At 69.7% G+C, this 14,942-nt stretch carries 15 protein-coding genes; 6 read left to right on the top strand and 9 right to left on the bottom strand.

The annotated features are described in order from the left end of the window. The first annotated feature begins 20 nt into the window (after window positions 1–20). Window positions 21–461: a nitroreductase family deazaflavin-dependent oxidoreductase gene (locus tag TBIF_RS05220; protein WP_024793799.1), complete on the top strand. Its 441-nt coding sequence runs from the start codon at window positions 21–23 to the stop codon at window positions 459–461. Between the two features lie 7 nt (window positions 462–468). On the opposite strand, the gene TBIF_RS05215 is transcribed toward TBIF_RS05220, so the two are convergent. Continuing rightward, complete coding sequence (locus TBIF_RS05215) at window positions 469–903, bottom strand: PPOX class F420-dependent oxidoreductase (RefSeq protein ID WP_024793798.1); 435 nt, start codon at window positions 901–903, stop codon at window positions 469–471. 87 nt (window positions 904–990) lie between these two features. Between TBIF_RS05215 and TBIF_RS05210 the strand changes: the two genes are divergently transcribed. Beyond that, on the top strand, window positions 991–1,593 hold the full coding sequence (locus tag TBIF_RS05210; RefSeq protein ID WP_024793797.1) for a class I SAM-dependent methyltransferase: 603 nt from the start codon (window positions 991–993) through the stop codon (window positions 1,591–1,593). Window positions 1,594–1,599: 6 nt separating this feature from the next. On the opposite strand, the gene TBIF_RS05205 is transcribed toward TBIF_RS05210, so the two are convergent. Beyond that, window positions 1,600–3,018 carry an acyl-CoA synthetase gene (locus TBIF_RS05205; RefSeq protein ID WP_038169926.1) on the bottom strand — a complete coding sequence of 473 codons (1,419 nt, stop codon included), beginning with the start codon at window positions 3,016–3,018 and terminating at the stop codon, window positions 1,600–1,602. A 152-nt stretch (window positions 3,019–3,170) separates the two neighbouring features. On the opposite strand from TBIF_RS05205, the gene TBIF_RS05200 reads away from it, so the two are divergent. After that, window positions 3,171–3,815, top strand: coding sequence for a methylated-DNA--[protein]-cysteine S-methyltransferase (locus TBIF_RS05200; RefSeq protein WP_024793795.1), 645 nt, complete (start codon window positions 3,171–3,173; stop codon window positions 3,813–3,815). A gap of 78 nt (window positions 3,816–3,893) precedes the next feature. Next, entirely contained in the window at window positions 3,894–4,733 is an 840-nt protein-coding gene (locus TBIF_RS05195) for an SMP-30/gluconolactonase/LRE family protein (RefSeq protein WP_024793794.1), read from the top strand. 117 nt (window positions 4,734–4,850) lie between these two features. On the opposite strand, the gene dapC is transcribed toward TBIF_RS05195, so the two are convergent. The 3 genes from dapC to TBIF_RS05180 all read right to left on the bottom strand — a co-directional run bounded on the left by dapC (window position 4,851) and on the right by TBIF_RS05180 (window position 9,084). Beyond that, complete coding sequence (gene dapC, locus TBIF_RS05190; protein ID WP_024793793.1) at window positions 4,851–5,948, bottom strand: succinyldiaminopimelate transaminase; 1,098 nt, start codon at window positions 5,946–5,948, stop codon at window positions 4,851–4,853. A 1-nt stretch (window position 5,949) separates the two neighbouring features. Continuing rightward, on the bottom strand, window positions 5,950–6,273 hold the full coding sequence (gene fdxA, locus TBIF_RS05185) for a ferredoxin (RefSeq protein WP_024793792.1): 324 nt from the start codon (window positions 6,271–6,273) through the stop codon (window positions 5,950–5,952). Window positions 6,274–6,417: 144 nt separating this feature from the next. Then, window positions 6,418–9,084: a bifunctional FO biosynthesis protein CofGH gene (locus TBIF_RS05180; protein ID WP_024793791.1), complete on the bottom strand. Its 2,667-nt coding sequence runs from the start codon at window positions 9,082–9,084 to the stop codon at window positions 6,418–6,420. 77 nt (window positions 9,085–9,161) lie between these two features. On the opposite strand from TBIF_RS05180, the gene TBIF_RS05175 reads away from it, so the two are divergent. Both TBIF_RS05175 and TBIF_RS05170 read left to right on the top strand, forming a co-directional pair. After that, the gene (locus TBIF_RS05175; protein WP_024793790.1) at window positions 9,162–9,680 is read left to right on the top strand and encodes a PH domain-containing protein; all 519 of its coding nucleotides are present in this window, start codon (window positions 9,162–9,164) and stop codon (window positions 9,678–9,680) included. Between the two features lie 47 nt (window positions 9,681–9,727). Then, window positions 9,728–11,230 carry a PH domain-containing protein gene (locus tag TBIF_RS05170; RefSeq protein WP_235174504.1) on the top strand — a complete coding sequence of 501 codons (1,503 nt, stop codon included), beginning with the start codon at window positions 9,728–9,730 and terminating at the stop codon, window positions 11,228–11,230. Window positions 11,231–11,428: 198 nt separating this feature from the next. Here the strand turns inward: TBIF_RS05170 and TBIF_RS05160 are convergent, their stop codons facing one another. From TBIF_RS05160 to TBIF_RS05145, 4 genes are all read right to left on the bottom strand, one after another. Further along, a complete protein-coding gene (locus TBIF_RS05160) occupies window positions 11,429–11,815 on the bottom strand; it encodes a hypothetical protein (protein ID WP_024793788.1) in 387 nt (128 codons plus the stop codon). A 97-nt stretch (window positions 11,816–11,912) separates the two neighbouring features. Beyond that, the gene (locus TBIF_RS25625) at window positions 11,913–12,056 is read right to left on the bottom strand and encodes a hypothetical protein (RefSeq protein ID WP_158506316.1); all 144 of its coding nucleotides are present in this window, start codon (window positions 12,054–12,056) and stop codon (window positions 11,913–11,915) included. A gap of 125 nt (window positions 12,057–12,181) precedes the next feature. Next, complete coding sequence (mshB, locus tag TBIF_RS05150; protein ID WP_024793787.1) at window positions 12,182–13,090, bottom strand: N-acetyl-1-D-myo-inositol-2-amino-2-deoxy-alpha-D-glucopyranoside deacetylase; 909 nt, start codon at window positions 13,088–13,090, stop codon at window positions 12,182–12,184. A 12-nt stretch (window positions 13,091–13,102) separates the two neighbouring features. Continuing rightward, window positions 13,103–14,890 (bottom strand): ABC transporter family substrate-binding protein, encoded by a 1,788-nt coding sequence (locus TBIF_RS05145; RefSeq protein WP_024793786.1) that lies wholly within the window; start codon window positions 14,888–14,890, stop codon window positions 13,103–13,105. Window positions 14,891–14,942 lie beyond the last annotated feature (52 nt).

The following is a 14,942-nucleotide window of genomic DNA, read 5'->3' as shown; positions in this document are numbered from 1 at the left end:
GAAATTGAGGAGATAGACCGATGACCACACAGCAACCCGAATACGCGCCCAGCCCAACCAAATGGGTGCGGGACCAAGTCGAGCTGATCGAGACCTCGGGCGGCACCGACGGCACCGTGCTGATGGGCATGCCGGTGATCTTGATGTTCACGCTCGGTGCCAAGACCGGCAAACTGCGCAAGGTGCCCCTCATGCGCGTCGAGCACGACGGCGCCTATGCCGCCGTCGCCTCCAAGGGCGGCGCCCCGACCAACCCGGTCTGGTACAACAACCTGGTCGCCAACCCTGACCTAGACTTGCAGGACGGCACCGAACGCAGGGCCTATCGCGCACGGGAGATCACCGGCGACGAGCGGTCGCTGTGGTGGGAGCGCGCCGTCGCCGCCTACCCGCCCTATGCCGAATACCAGGAGAACACGGACCGGCTGATCCCAGTCTTCGTCCTCGAGGCTCGGGAGTAGGCAAACCCTAGTCGCCAGACATGCCGTAGACCCGCTCGATCTGCACGGTCAGCAGGACCCTCCGCTCGCGGATCATCGCCATGCGGAACTCATCCCAGTCCGGATGTTCCCCCTGCAGCCGCTGGTAGAGCTCGACCAGCGCGCCCACCGTGCCGTCGTGCGGGTCCGCGGCGATGGTGCTCAGCAGAGCCCGCCCCTCGGCCACCGCGTACGACCAGCCGTCCTTGCCGTTGATGTGCATGCTGACACGATTGTCTCTGCGGATGTTCTTGGTCTTGGCCCTGGTGTCCGTCACCGAGATCAAGAACTTCTGTTGCCCGCGGTCGAAGTAGTAGAGCACGTTCGACACCTGTGGGCGGCCATCGTCCTTCAAGGTCACCAGCGTGCCGATGCCCTGATCGTGGAACAACTCCTCGAGTTGCCGCTGAAAATTAAGGCTCATAATTCTACGGTACTTTCCCGCGGCTGTTCTCACCCCGAGTTCACGAATGAGCCCACCGCACAACCGAGTCCCCGAATTCTGGTGAACATGGCCGATTGGCACATCCGCGCCGCATACGCACAGCGAGCAGACGAGTACACGCGTCTGCTCGGCTCCCTCGAGGACCTGCATCCGCTCGATCGGCGCTGTGTCGAAAGCTGGTCCAACGAGGTCTGCGGCTATCTGCTCGACGCAGGCTGTGGACCCGGGCACTGGACGAATTTCCTGCATCAGCGCGGTGTCAACATCGAGGGCATCGACCTCGTGCCTGAATTCATCGCGGGCGCGCAAGATCGTTTCCCCGAGGTGCCCTTTCGAGTCGCGTCGCTTCGGGACCTCAGCGTCCCCGATGGGACACTGGGCGGAGTGCTGGCCTGGTACTCGTTGATCCACGTCCCCCCGGACGAGCTGCCAGCCATCCTCGCGGAGTTCGCCCGTGCCCTCGCCCCGGGCGGGCGGCTACTCATCGGCTATTTCGACGGAGTCGCGGCGGAGGCCTTCCCACCCGTGGTCACGACCGCCTACTGCTGGTCCGCCCAGCAGCTGGGCCGTCTGCTCAACGAATCTGGGTTCGCAGTCCTCGCCGTGCAGACACGCCAAGATCCCGGCAGGAGGCCACACGCCGCCCTCAGCGCGGTCCTGCGCCCCTGAGTGGGTTTACCGCGGCCGCACCAGCTGTGCCTTCTGCACCTTCCCCATCGCGTTGCGCGGCAGCGCGTCGAGCACCCAGATCTCCCGGGGTCGTTTGTGGACCGAGAGCTCCGCGGCCACGAAGTCGATCAGCTCCCCACCGTCCGCGCTGAGCAGGCCCTCACGGGCAACGACGCAGCCCACGATCCGCTGTCCGAGGTCCGCATCGGGCACCCCGATCACCGCCGCCTCCGCGACGCCAGGGTGCCCCAGCAGCACCGTCTCGACCTCACCCGCGCCGACGCGGTAGCCGCCGGACTTGATCAGGTCCGTCGACTCGCGGCCGACGATCCGGTGGAAGCCCTCGGCGTCGAGGATCGCGATGTCGCCGGTGTTGAACCAGCCGTCCTCGGTGAACGACTCCGCCGTCGCCTCCGGGTTGTTCAGGTAGCCGCTGAACAACGTCGCGCCGCGCACCTGTAGCCGGCCGATGCTCTCGCCGTCCGCGGGCACCTCGGCCCCGGCCTCATCGCGCAGCCTCGTCTGGACTCCCGCCACCGCCATCCCCACCCAGCCGGGGCGGCGTTCGCCGTCCGCGCGGGTGGAGATGGTGATCAGCGTCTCCGACATGCCGTAGCGCTCCACCGGCGCCAGTCCGGTCAGCGCCCGCAGCCCGTCGAACACCGGGACTGGCAGTGGCGCGCTGCCAGAGATGAGCAGCCTGGCGCCCGAGAGGGCCGCCGCCGACTCGGGGTCGGCGACCACACGGGACCACACCGTCGGCACCCCGAAATACATGGTGCCCGCCGCGGCCGCATAGGCCTTGGGGTCTGGCCGCACGGTGTGGACCACCCGCCCGCCGCGGCGCAGCGGGCCCAAGATGCCAAGGACCAGGCCGTGCACGTGGAACAACGGGAGCCCGTGCACCAGCACGTCTTCGGAAGTCCATGCCCAGGCGTCGGCGAGCGCGTCGAGATCGGCGGCGATCGCCCGGTGGCTGTGCACCACGCCCTTGGGCGCGCCGGTGGTGCCCGAGGTGTAGACGATCATCGCTGCCGAGTCCGGGTGCGGCTGCGGCAGCACATGGTAGGAGCGGGAATGGCGGCGGACGGGGATCACCGGCAGCTCCGGCAGCCCTGCCCCGGCGTGGCTGTCCGGCGCCGAGCCGAGCCAGGCCTGCGCGCCCGAGTCGGCGAGGATGTGGCGCAGCTCGGCCCGGCCGGAGTCCGGCGGCACGGGCACCACGGTGACCCCGCCGATAAGGCAGCCCAGCACGGCCAACACGGTCTCCGGCGTCGGCTCGGCCCACACCGCCACCCGTGCGGCCCCGCGGATGCGCTCCGCCACCGAGGTGGCGGCCGCGAGCAGGTCCCGCTCGGAGAACACCGTGTCCCCAATGCGGAGCGCCTCATGCTCATCGCGCCCGGTCCTGGCCACGATCGGCATCCTCGGCTTCTGGCCCACCACTGTCGACATCCGCGCTCCTGTATCCATCGTTGATTGCCCGTCAGGTTAGCGCCCCGCGGCACGGCACCTCACATTCCGGCCCGCCGGGACGTCTGCACAGTGTCAGAGTCCCGCATGGAATGGAGCCCCAGATGATCGCCACCAGCACCGCCCCCGCAGGTATGGCTGAGCCTGTGTCTCCATCCGATTCCGGCCCATCCGCCACCGACAGCCGCGACTGGAGCTATGCGGTCACCGCGAGTCCGCTAGGTCCCCTCCTGATTGCCGCAAGCAGTCGCGGACTGATCCGGGTCGCCTTCGAGTCGGAGAATCACGCCCTGGTCCTCGAGACCGTGTCCGCCGCGCTCGGTGCAGCTCCGCTAAGGAGACCCCGCCGCCTTCTCGACACCGCGCGCCGGCAGCTCGACGAGTACTTCGCCCGGCGGCGTCAGAGCATTGCGCTGCCCCTCGACCTATCGCTGTCCGCACCGTTTCAGCGCAGGGTCCAGGACCACCTGCCGCTGATCGAGTACGGTCACACCGCCAACTATCCACAGCTCGCGCGCCTGGTCGGCAGCCCCAAAACGGTCCTGGCTGTGGACGTCGCGTGTGCCACGAACTCACTGCCCATCGTGCTGCCGTGCCATCGGGTGCACAGGCTCGACGGGGCACTGGGCGGATATCCCGGCGGGCTCGAGGCGAAGGCCGCGCTCATCATGTTGGAGTCGGAGGTCGCCGCCGGCCGGGGGCATCTGCTCGGGACTCTGCCCGCGGACCACGGGAGCACCGCCGCCTGAGCCATCTGGCCGACCCCGCTACCGCCCAACGAGCCCAGAGCTATACGCAAGGCCGGGTGGACGGCGATACTCGGAGCCATGACGACATCACCTCAGACCGTCCTCGACGGGCTCTGCTTCCCCGAATGCCCGCGCTGGCGGGACGGCGCCCTGTGGTTCTCAGACATCTTCGGCGAGAAGGTGATCCGGCTCGACCCGCGCACCGGCGAGGCGGCGGAGATGGCGCATATCCCCGGTGGCCCCGGCGGACTCGGATTCCTCCCAGACGGCGACCTGCTCATCGCCGGTGTCAAGGACCGCAAGGTCTACCGTCGCACTGCGGACGGGACACTCAGCGTCCACGCGGACTTGGCCGACCTCGCGACCTGGCATCTCAACGACATGTTCACCGACCACCTGGGCCGGACGTATGTCGGCAACTACGGCGATGCCTCGTCGATGCCGACGCCCCCGCGCCCGGCGAGCCTGGTGCTGATCGAGCCCGACGGCAGCGCCCGCGCCGTCGGGGACCCGCTGCTGTTCGCCAATGGCATCGCGCCCACCCGCGATGGGAGGCGGCTCTTCGTCGCTGAGACTCGCTCGGCCCCGGGCCGTATCAGCACCTTCGCGGTCGCGGCGGACGGTGCCCTTTCCGGCCGGCAGACTCTGCGCGAGTTCGGGTCCATGGTGTTCCCCGACGGCATCGCGGTCGACACGGACGACAACATCTGGGTGGCCTCCCCCGCCACCAGTGAGGTGATCCTCATCGATGGGCGGGATGGGCACACGATCCGCACGCTGTCCGCGCCCCGGCCGTTCGCCGTGGCACTCGGCGGAGAGGCGGGCGAGCACCTGTATGTCTGCGCGTCGGAGCATTGGGATCCCGCAACCTCACGCGAGCACCGGTCGGGGCGGATCCTGCGGATCGACCTCGGCTAACTCACGTTCGAGTTCGAGTTCCAGGGCGAGGTCAAGTTCGCTGCGGCTACGCAGAGCCACCGCGGTTGCAATCGCGGTGGCGCTGCGAAACCGCGGCGACTCGGTCGAACCAACCGGTCAGAGCCGCGCGGCCGCCGCGGCAATCCGCTCGTCGGTCGCCGTCAACGCCATCCGCACGTGCTCGTGGCCCCGCGGTCCGTAGAACTCGCCGGGCGCGACGAGGATGCCGCGTTCGGCGAACCAGTCCACGGTGTCCCGGCAGGCCTCACCGCGGGTGATCCACAGGTACAGCCCGGCCTCCGAGTTCTCGACGGTGAAGCCCGCCCGCTGAACGGCGGCCAGCAGGACCTCGCGGCGCGCGCGGTAGCGCTCCCGCTGGACCTTCTCGTGCTCGTCGTCGGAGAGCGCCGCGGTCATGGCGGCCTGGATCGGCAGCGGCACCATCATGCCGGCGTGCTTGCGCGCCGCCAGTAGTTCGGAAACGAGCGCCGGATCACCGGTGACGAAGCCAGCCCGGTAGCTGGCCAGGCTCGAGGTCTTCGACAGCGAGTGGACAGCAAGGAGGTTGTCGAAACTGCCGCCGTTGACCCGCTCGTCGAGCACCGAGATCGCCTCGGCATCCCAGGCCAGGCCCAGGTAGCACTCGTCCGAGACGACAATGGCGCCGCGGTGACGGGCCCATTCGATGACCTTGCGCAGGTGGTCCACCCCGAGAATCTTGCCGCTGGGGTTGGCCGGAGAGTTGATGTAGACCAAGTCGACTCGGGCCGGCCCGACCTGTGCGGTGCCGTCGGCGCGGAGCACATTCGTGCCTGCGAGCAGTGCCCCCACCTCATAGGTGGGGTACGCCAGCTCTGGGATCACGACGGTCTCAGTGGCGCCAAGGCCAAGCAGCGTCGGGATCCACGCGATGAGCTCCTTGGTGCCGATGACGGGCAGCACCGCCGACTCGTCGATGCCGCGGATGCCGTAGCGCCGGGCAAGTCCGGAGACCGCCGCCGCCCGCAGCTCATCGGTGCCAGCGGTTAGCGGATAGCCCGGGACCGCAGCCACCGCGGACAGCGCAGCCTGGATCACGGGGGCCACAGGGTCCACTGGGGTGCCGACGGACAAGTCGACGATCCCCCCGGGATGCGCCGCGGCCACCGCTTTGGCGGCCGCGAGCGAATCCCAGGGGAAGTCGGGCAGTTTGCGCGCCACCGGGATGCGGGGCAATTTACTCCTCGCCCATGGGCGGGAGCGCCTTGATCCAGTCCGGATCGTGCTCGGTGGCGCCCACCTTGGAGGCGCCCCCCGGAGATCCCAGCTCGTCGAAGAACTCGACGTTGGCGACGGTATAACGCTCCCACTCATCCGGGACGTCGTCCTCGTAGAAAATGGCCTCAACCGGACAGACGGGCTCACACGCGCCACAGTCCACGCATTCATCCGGCTGGATGTAGAGCATTCGTTTGCCCTCATAGATGCAGTCAACGGGACATTCTTCGACGCATGCCCGGTCCAACACATCTACGCATGGTTCAGCGATCACGTAGGTCACTGCCGCGTGCCCTCCCTATTCGATGTCGGCTTTGCAGCCAGATCTGCCGTGCCACCCGCGCGGATTCCGGTGCGAGGCACCGGAAAGCTCACGCAAAATGCGCATGGTCATTCAATTATGCCGCTGAGCGTAGCCGCGGCCTAGTCAGGGTGTGCAAACTTGGCTTACGGGGATGCCCGAACGTTCCGGCCGACCGTACAGCGTGGTCCGCTCGTGCACCGACCGCCCGATGCCCTCGGCGATCTCCCGCAGCTCCGCGACCGTCTTCTCGGAGCCATGCTGCGAGCCCGCCATCCGGGAGATCGTCTCCTCCATCAGCGTACCGCCGAGGTCGTTCGCGCCGCCCTGGAGCATCGCCTGGGTCCCGGCGACACCGAGCTTGACCCAGCTGGTCTGAATGTTGTCGATGCGCCCGTGCAACATGACACGGGCGAGCGCGTGTGCGGCGCGGTTCTCCCGCTGGGTCGGCCCGGGCCGCGACGCGCCGGCCAAGTACAGCGGCGAGGACTGGTGCACGAACGGCAGCAGCACGAACTCCGTGAGCCCGCCCGTCTGGTCCTGGATGCCGCGCAGCACATTGAGGTGGCCCACCCAGTGGTGCGGCTGGTCCACGTGGCCGTACATCATCGTCGAGCTCGACGGCAGGCCCACCTCGTGCGCGGTGGTGATGACGTCGATCCAACTCGCCGTCGGCAGCTTGCCCTTGGTCAGCACCCAACGGACCTCATCATCGAGGATCTCCGCGGCGGTGCCGGGAATGGTGTCCAGGCCCGCCTCCTTGAGCGCGAGAAGCCAATCCCGCACGCTCTCGCCGCCGCGCGAGGCGCCGTTGACGACCTCCATGGGGCTAAAGGCGTGCACGTGCATGCTCGGCACCCGCTCCTTGACCGCGCGGACGATGTCCGCGTAGCCGGTGACGGGCAGCTCGGGGTCGATGCCGCCCTGCATGCAGACCTCGGTGGCCCCGGCGACGTGCGCCTCCCAGGCCCGGTCCGCGACCTCGGACGTGGAGAGCGTGAACGCGTCGTCGTCGCCCTTGCGCTGCGCGAACGCGCAGAACCGGCAGCCGGTGTAGCAGATGTTGGTGAAGTTGATGTTGCGGTTGACGACGTAGGTGACGTCGTCGCCGACGACGTCCCGGCGCAGCCGATCCGCGAGAGCGACGAGGGCCTCCAGGCCGGCGCCGTCTGCGTTGGCGAGGGCGATGTAGTCCGCGTCGGAGCAGCCCGCCGGGTCCTTCTCAGCGTTGCGCAGCGCCGCCAGCACGTCGCCGCCGAGGCGCTCCGGCGCGCCGGCGAGCTCCAGGACCTGCTCGCGGACCGTGTCCCAGTCCCCGAACGCGCTACCCAGGTCGCTGCGGGTCTCGGTGTTGCGGCCGGTGGTGTCGATCTCGGTGTTCAGGTCCACGCGGCCGGAGGACACCCACTCCGCGTCGGGCTCCTGCCAGGGCAGGCCGACGGGCATCGCGTCGGGCCGGGCCAGTCCGGTGGCCGGGTCCTCTAGGGCGGCGACGTGCCGGGCGATGCGGGGGTCGATCCACGGCTGGCCGGCCAGAACGTACTTCGGCTGGGCGGTGAGCCGCTCGCCGAGCTCGAAGCCCGAGTCCGCGGTGATCTGCGCGAGGGCCTCGAGGTTCGGCCAAGGCCGCTCGGGGTTGACGTGGTCCGGAGTCAGGGGGGAGACGCCGCCCCAGTCGTCGACGCCGGCGCGCAGCAGTGCCGCGCACTCCTGCGCGGAGACGAGGTTCGGCGGCGCCTGGATCCGCATGGCGGGGCCGAGGACGAGGCGGGCGACGGCGATCGCGGCACGGTACTCCTCGAGCCCCGCGTCCGGCGTGGTCCGCATCGCGGTGTCCGGCTTGGCCCGGAAGTTCTGGACGATGACCTCTTGGATATGGCCGAAGGCCTTGTGCGACTTGCGGATCTCGTGAATGGAGTCCGCCCGCTCGGCCGCGTCCTCCCCGATGCCCACGAGGATGCCGGTGGTGAACGGCACGGTGAGCCGGCCCGCGTCGGTCAGGGTGCGCAGGCGCACGGCCGGATCCTTGTCGGGGCTGCCGTAGTGCGCCTCCCCCTTGTCGGTGAACAGCCGCGTCGCCGTGGTCTCGAGCATCATGCCCATCGACGGCGCGACAGGCTTGAGCCGGGAGAGCTCCTCCCAGCTCATGACACCGGGGTTCAGGTGTGGCAACAGCCCGGTGTCCTCGAGCACGCGGATCGCCATGGCGCGCACGTAGTCGAGAGTCGAGTCGTAGCCGCGCTCGTCGAGCCACTGGCGGGCCTCGGGCCAGCGATCCTCCGGCCGGTCCCCCAGAGTGAACAGCGCCTCCTTGCAGCCGAGTGCCGCGCCGTCGCGGGCGATCTTCAGCACCTCGTCGGGCTCCAGGTACATGCCGTGGCCCTCGGCGCGCAGCTTGCCCGGCACGGTGACGAAGGTGCAGTAGTGGCACTTGTCCCGGCATAGCCGCGTCAGGGGGATGAACACCTTTCGCGAATACGTGATGAGGCCGATGCCCGACGCGCCGACGCGCCCCTCGGCGAGCAGCCCGGCATCGCGCACCCGCGCCGCGGCCTCGCACAGCGAGTCCAGATCCGCGCCGGTGGCCTGCAGCAGCACCGCGGACTCGTCCACATTCAGCGTGACGCCGTCGTGTGCCCGCCGCAGGGCCCGTCGCATCGCCGCTGGTGTGGGCTGCGGGGCCGGGATGTGGGGCGTCGGGGTGTGGACGTCGGACGCAGGTGCGGAGGCGACGTGCACAGCGAGATCAGGCAAACGCTCTGGCGAAGGGGTCACCACCCGATCATGCGCCATCGGCATCCGCCGCTGCCACCGCACTCCCCGACACTGAGGTCGCGCGGCCTCCGCCGGCCGTTCGCTACGCTCACCCAATGCCCGAACCCATTGCCGCCGACGCCCCCGAGACGCGGCTGACGATCCTCGATCCCGGGCACCGGCCGAGCGCCAAGGCACCGTACGCGTGGGCCCTGACGTCGACGCTGTGGTGGATCCCGTTGAGCATCGTGGTGTGGTTTGTCTTCTTCCACGGTCCGGCTCGAGATTGGCGGTGGGTCGCCGTCGCCGCGCTGGCGGCCCTCGGCGTGGCCGGACTGCTGATCATGCCGGCGTGGCGTTACCAGATCCACCGCTGGGAGATCGGCGCCACCGCCATCTACACCCGCAGTGGTTGGCTCACCCAGGAGCGCCGCATCGCACCGATCGCACGGATCCAAACTGTCGACACCGAACGCGGCCCGGTAGAACAGCTTCTGGGCCTGTCCACTGTCACCATCACCACCGCGTCGTCCGCGGGGAAGGTCCGCATCAGCGCTCTCGACAAGCCGGTGGCCGACGCCATGGCCGCTCAGCTGGCCGTGATCGTCGGCGAGCTGTCAGACGACGCCACATGATCGACTCCGCCGAGGTGGCCGATCCTGCTCAGACAGACCCTGTGGTGGTGGACCCTGTGTTAGCGGCCGAGGAGGCGCTGCCGTGGCAGCGACTGGATCGCCGGATGCTCTTGATCTATCCGGTGAAGGAGGCCATCCGGCTGCTGCCATTCCTCGTGCTCACCGTCCTCATCGGCACCGCCACCGGCGCGTCCTATTACAGCCTCTACGCGTTCGCCCTCGTGGTGCCTGCGGCGGCGCTGCGCTACTTGACCACGCAGTACCGGATTGGGCCGCTGCACGTGCAGTTGCGCCGCGGCCTGCTGCGCCGCCGGTTGCTTTCGGTGCCCTTAGCCCGGGTGCGGTCCGTGGAGGTCGACGCGGACGCGCTGCACCGCATCCTGCACATCTCCCTGTTGCGCATCGGGACCGGGCAGCCGGCCGCCCACGGCGACGGCGGCCGGTCTGGCTTCGAACTGGACGGCCTGGACGCCACCGCGGCCGCCGAACTGCGGGACGCAGTGCTGTCCGCGGCCCGCGGCCGGGCACCGCATGCCCAGGGTCCCGTCGCTTCCGAGCAGATGGAAGGCGCGGTCGATCTTGCCCGCTGGTCCGCGCGCTGGGTGCGCTTCGCCCCGTTCTCACTCATGGGCGTGGTCGCCCTCGCCGCCATGGCCGGCGCGATGGGACCGACCGCCACTCGGGTTCTGCGCTCCGACGCCCCCGGGGAAGCCTATCGGTGGGCCAGCCACGCCAACCCTCTCGAGGTGATCGCGACTGTCGGCGTCGTGTCGCTGGCGGTGTCGAGCGTGCTGGCCGTGTTCGGCTACCTGTTGGCCTATGCGCGGTTCCAACTACTGGACACCGGCCCCGTGCTCTATGTCGAGTCCGGCCTGCTCAAGCGCACCCAGCGCTCCTACGACCGGGCTCGCCTGCGCGGCGCATCACTGCAGGATCCGCTGTTGCTGCGCTTGGTCGGCGGAGCCAAGACGATCGCCATCATGACCGGCGTGCGCCGCCGACGCCTGACTGGCGACGCGATCCTCCTCCCGCAGTCCCCCGCTCGCCACGCCCGCCGGGTGCTGGCCCAGGTGCTGCCGTCATTGCCGACCGGTACCGCCTTGCGAAGCCATGGCGCCGCCGCCACCCGCCGACGCTACTTCCGCGCCCTGGTCCCCGTCGCCGGGCTCGCGGTCGCCCTGACGGTCCTGCACGTGGTGGTCCCCGGTTGGCCCAGGTGGACGTGGGCCATCATGGCGGCGTTGGCCGCCGCGATGCTCGCCGTCGCAGTCGACCGTGCCCGGTCACTGGGCCACGCGACTCCCCCGGGCTGGCTTATTACCCGATCGGGCTCCCTCAACCGCAGCCAGGACCACCTCGTCGCCAACGGAATCGTCGGCTGGACGGTGCGCCAGACGATCTTCCAACGCCGCGCCGGCCTGGCCACCATCATCGCGGCGACACCTGCGGGGAATGGGCGATACGACGTGCACGACCTTCCCGTCGAGCAGGCCTGGGGCCTGATCGAGCGGGTCACCCCCGGCGCCGGCGACATCTGGGTGCGGGGCTAGCCGCGAGACCCGCCCTGCACGCCGCTGGAAGGGGCATCATGGAGCCATGAGCATGGAATCAAGCGCGAAGGACGAGGGCGGTGACCCAGTCTGCTGGCTCAACCGAGTGTGCACCGAGTGCGGGCTGTTTCTGGAGGACATGACCGCACCCACGTGCCCTCGGTGCGGAACGCCCATCGACATCGCGTAAACGGTGGGCTAGGCGGTGCCGCGCGCGGCCGCCCGGCCCATCGCGGACGTGGTCAGCCACATCACGGCTGGCATCGCGCCCACGAACACCAGTAGCGCGCCGCGCCAATCCCCCGGCACCACACCGCTGCCACCGATCCGGCCGAGCGCGAAGACGAGGTACACAGCGCCCCAGGCGATCAGCGGGGCCGCGATCAGCATGGTCTGTTGGGTGTCCCGAGCCGCGGTGCGCACCAGCAGCAGGTTCACGCCACCAGCGATGAATGCGGAGATCGGGAAGGGCACCGATCCCAGGGTCAGCGGCAGGAAGAACACCGACAGGATGCCCACCGCCGCGCCGTCGACGATCAGCAGCGCCAGCACCAGGCGGTCCCACACCTCTTGGCCGAATTTCATAGGTCGATAATGCGCTATCCACTGGGCCCGAGCCACGGCAGGTCCCCGCTGGCGCACGCCGTCGGGCCGGTAGTTCCCGGGGCCTGACGGCACGGCATCACGGGACCGGCGGGTAGCCGAGCAGCGTCAACAGATGCGACTGACTTTCCGCGATCCCCACGACCGAGCCCATGTACGCGGACCTGATCGCGTCGTCGTTCGGATAGATCATTCGCAATATCTGGGTCACTGGATCAACCACGAGCTGCCTCCCATGCTCATTGCCGGCCGGGGAGTTCCAGCCGACGTCGCGCGCCGCGTCACCCGAGTCAGTCCCCCGAGACCCCCGGCATGCACGTCGTGTCGCTCGTCACACTCTAACGGGATTCACGGGGCGGCGGGGAACTCGAGTCCGCCGAAGAGGTCGGACTCCCGGCCCCTCGCGTCGCGCTCGCCCAGTGCGCCACGGACGAGGATGAAGTGCTCGCGATCCAGGACCGGCTGCGCCACGAGGTTCGACAGGGTGAAGGCGCGCCCGCCCGGCGCCACCTCGACCTGGGTGGCGTGCGCGGCCAGGGCACGGAGTTTGCCATTCAGTGCGACCGAGATATCGACCTCCGTGGTGATCGTGGCGGCGGGGTGGGCGGGCAGCTCGGCCGCGGCCGGGGTGGTCCAGCCCGCGGGCAGCTCTCCCATCCGGGCCAGCCCTGCGGCCAGCGCGTCGTCCTCCGTGACGGTCAGATACACCTTGGGCGTCTGCCAACTGCCGGGGCCCACGGCCGCAGACTCGAGGGCCGCCATCGTTAGTCGATGCGCCTCGATGTGGTCGGGGTGGCCGTAGCCGCCGTCCGCGTCGTAGGTGATCACCACGTGCGGGCGGCGCTCTCTGATGATCTCCGCCAGCTGTTCCTCGGCCTGGGCCCGGTCCGCGTTCACGAACGCGCGCGGGTTGGCGGCCGCCGGGGTGCCGGCCATGCCGGAGTCCCGCCAGCGGCCCGCACCGCCCAGGAACACCGGCTCGACGCCGCCCAGCTCCGCGAGCGCATTCGTCAATTCGAGGACGCGGTACCCGCCCAGCTGGTCCGCCTCCGCCACGACCAGACCGGCCCACCGCCGGCCGATGACCTCGCCCTCCTCCCCCAGCGTGCAGGTCACCACAGTGACCTCCACGCCCTCGGCGAGATATCGGGCGATGACACCGCCAGTGGTGATGGTCTCGTCATCGGGGTGGGCGTGCACCAGCAACATCCGTCGCCGTCCGCCGCCGTGCTGCCTAGCAGCTGCCGTCGTGCTCATCCGTGTCTCCTGTTACTCGGGCTGGCGGGCCCAGCCGCCGACATTGACGAACAGCCCCGCGACGATCGGCTGTCGCGCCACCGCCCCGGTGACGGTGTCCCCGATCGCGACGACCGCGCTATCCTGCAGGATCGGCAGGGTGCTGTGCAGGCCCCAGAGCCGGGGCTCCAACTCGCGGGCCAGTGCCGTGCCCTGCGGGTCGCCGGAGAGCGCGCCGTCGAGCAGCTCCTGCGCGGCAGGATCGCAGACTCCGCCCAGGTTGCTGGGGGGCCGCTCATCGGGTGCGCTGGCAGTCTCGCCCTCAGTACTGGTCGGGCTCGGCGTTGCGGTCTCAGTGGGCACGGTGCCGGACTCCGGGGGGCGCTCGCAGCCGAACCGCGACGCGGCCCCCGTCGCGATATCTCCGCCCACGCTCTGCCAGCCCACGATTGCGCTGATCGAGCCGTCGAGGAGGCCTGCGCCGTAAATTTGGTCGGAGTCGGTGCTGCCGGAGACCGTCACATCCACGCCGGCCGCGCGCCAGGTATCCGCGACGGCGTTGGCGACCGAGGTGCCGCTGTCATCGCCGGCGGGTGCGGCGATGACGAGGGACAACTGCTTCCCCGTCTCGCCGGCGCCCATCTGATATCCGGCGTCGGTCAGCAGGGCCAGCGCCGCGGCGCCGCCGATCCGGGCGGGCGCGGTCTCCGCGTAATCGGGATCGGACGGGGCCAGCAGCTGGGCACGCACCGCGATGACGGCCGACTCGCTGTGTGCGCCGATCACCGCGAGCAGTTCCGGGTCCAGCAGCCCCAGCAGGCCCTCTCGAACCCGAGGGTCGGCGAGTTGCGGGTCGCGGGAGTTCAGGGTCAACGCCAGCACTCGCGGCTGCAGCTCACGGGCCACCTGCACGCCGGGGATGGTGGACAGCTGCGCGAGCAGCGCGCCGCCGCCGCGCATCGCCGTCAGCTGGGTGTCGCCCACCCGCAGCGAGCTCGTCACGGGGCCGGATCCCCCACCGCGCCGGAACACGAGGCGGTCCGGCGTCGCCACATCGCCCCAGAACCGGTCGTTGCGGTCCAGCACAATCTCGTTGCGGCCGCGATCGACGGTGGTGACCTTGAACTGGCCGCCAGAGACCGCGATCTTGTCCTTGAGCGCGTTGGCGAAACCGCCCAGGGAGTCCTTCACCAGGTGTGCGGGCACCAGGTTCGTGAACAACTCCTCCCACGCGGGGTACGGCGCGTCGAAGGTGACCTTGACTGTCTTGCCGCCCTCGCCGGAGGCGGCCACATCGGAGATCAACGCGTACCCCGCCGGGTCGACAACGCCGGGCTCGCTGATCATGCGCTGCCACAGGTAGCGGAAGTCCTCGACGGCGATGGGCGCGCCGTCGGACCACTGGGCCGCGTTCTGCAGCTGGTACTCCACTGCGAAGGGCGACTCGGAGACGACGTGCGCGGACTCGAGCACCGACGTGTCCATCATGAGCGTGGCGATCGCCGGATCCGCCGGGTCGGGCTGGTACCGGAATGCGCTCGGCAGCACGAGGCTCGCCACTGCGGCAGTGGTCGGCGACTGGTCGGCCAGCAGATGCGGGTTGAATCCCCGGCCGATGCCGTCCATCGCGACAGTGACCGTGGTGGCGGTCCGCGCGGGCGTCGCCGGCTGGGCCTCAGTGGGGTTCTCCACCGCCGACGGCGGATTCGCGACACAGCCCGCGAGCAGCACGGCGACGAGCCCGCACGCGGCGCCGTAGGTGGCAAAAACGGCGGATCGCCGGCGGCCAGCACGGCCGCCGACGATCCGACGAGTTCTCAACGGTCGATCCACTCACCCTCCCGAGTCCGGTGCTCGCACTCCCCCTCGGGTC

This window comes from Tomitella biformata AHU 1821 (genome assembly GCF_000524475.1).
GTDB classification, from domain to species: domain Bacteria; phylum Actinomycetota; class Actinomycetes; order Mycobacteriales; family Mycobacteriaceae; genus Tomitella; species Tomitella biformata.
Note: the sequence above shows the minus strand (reverse complement) of the source record. Positions and strands in the feature narration are given on the sequence as shown.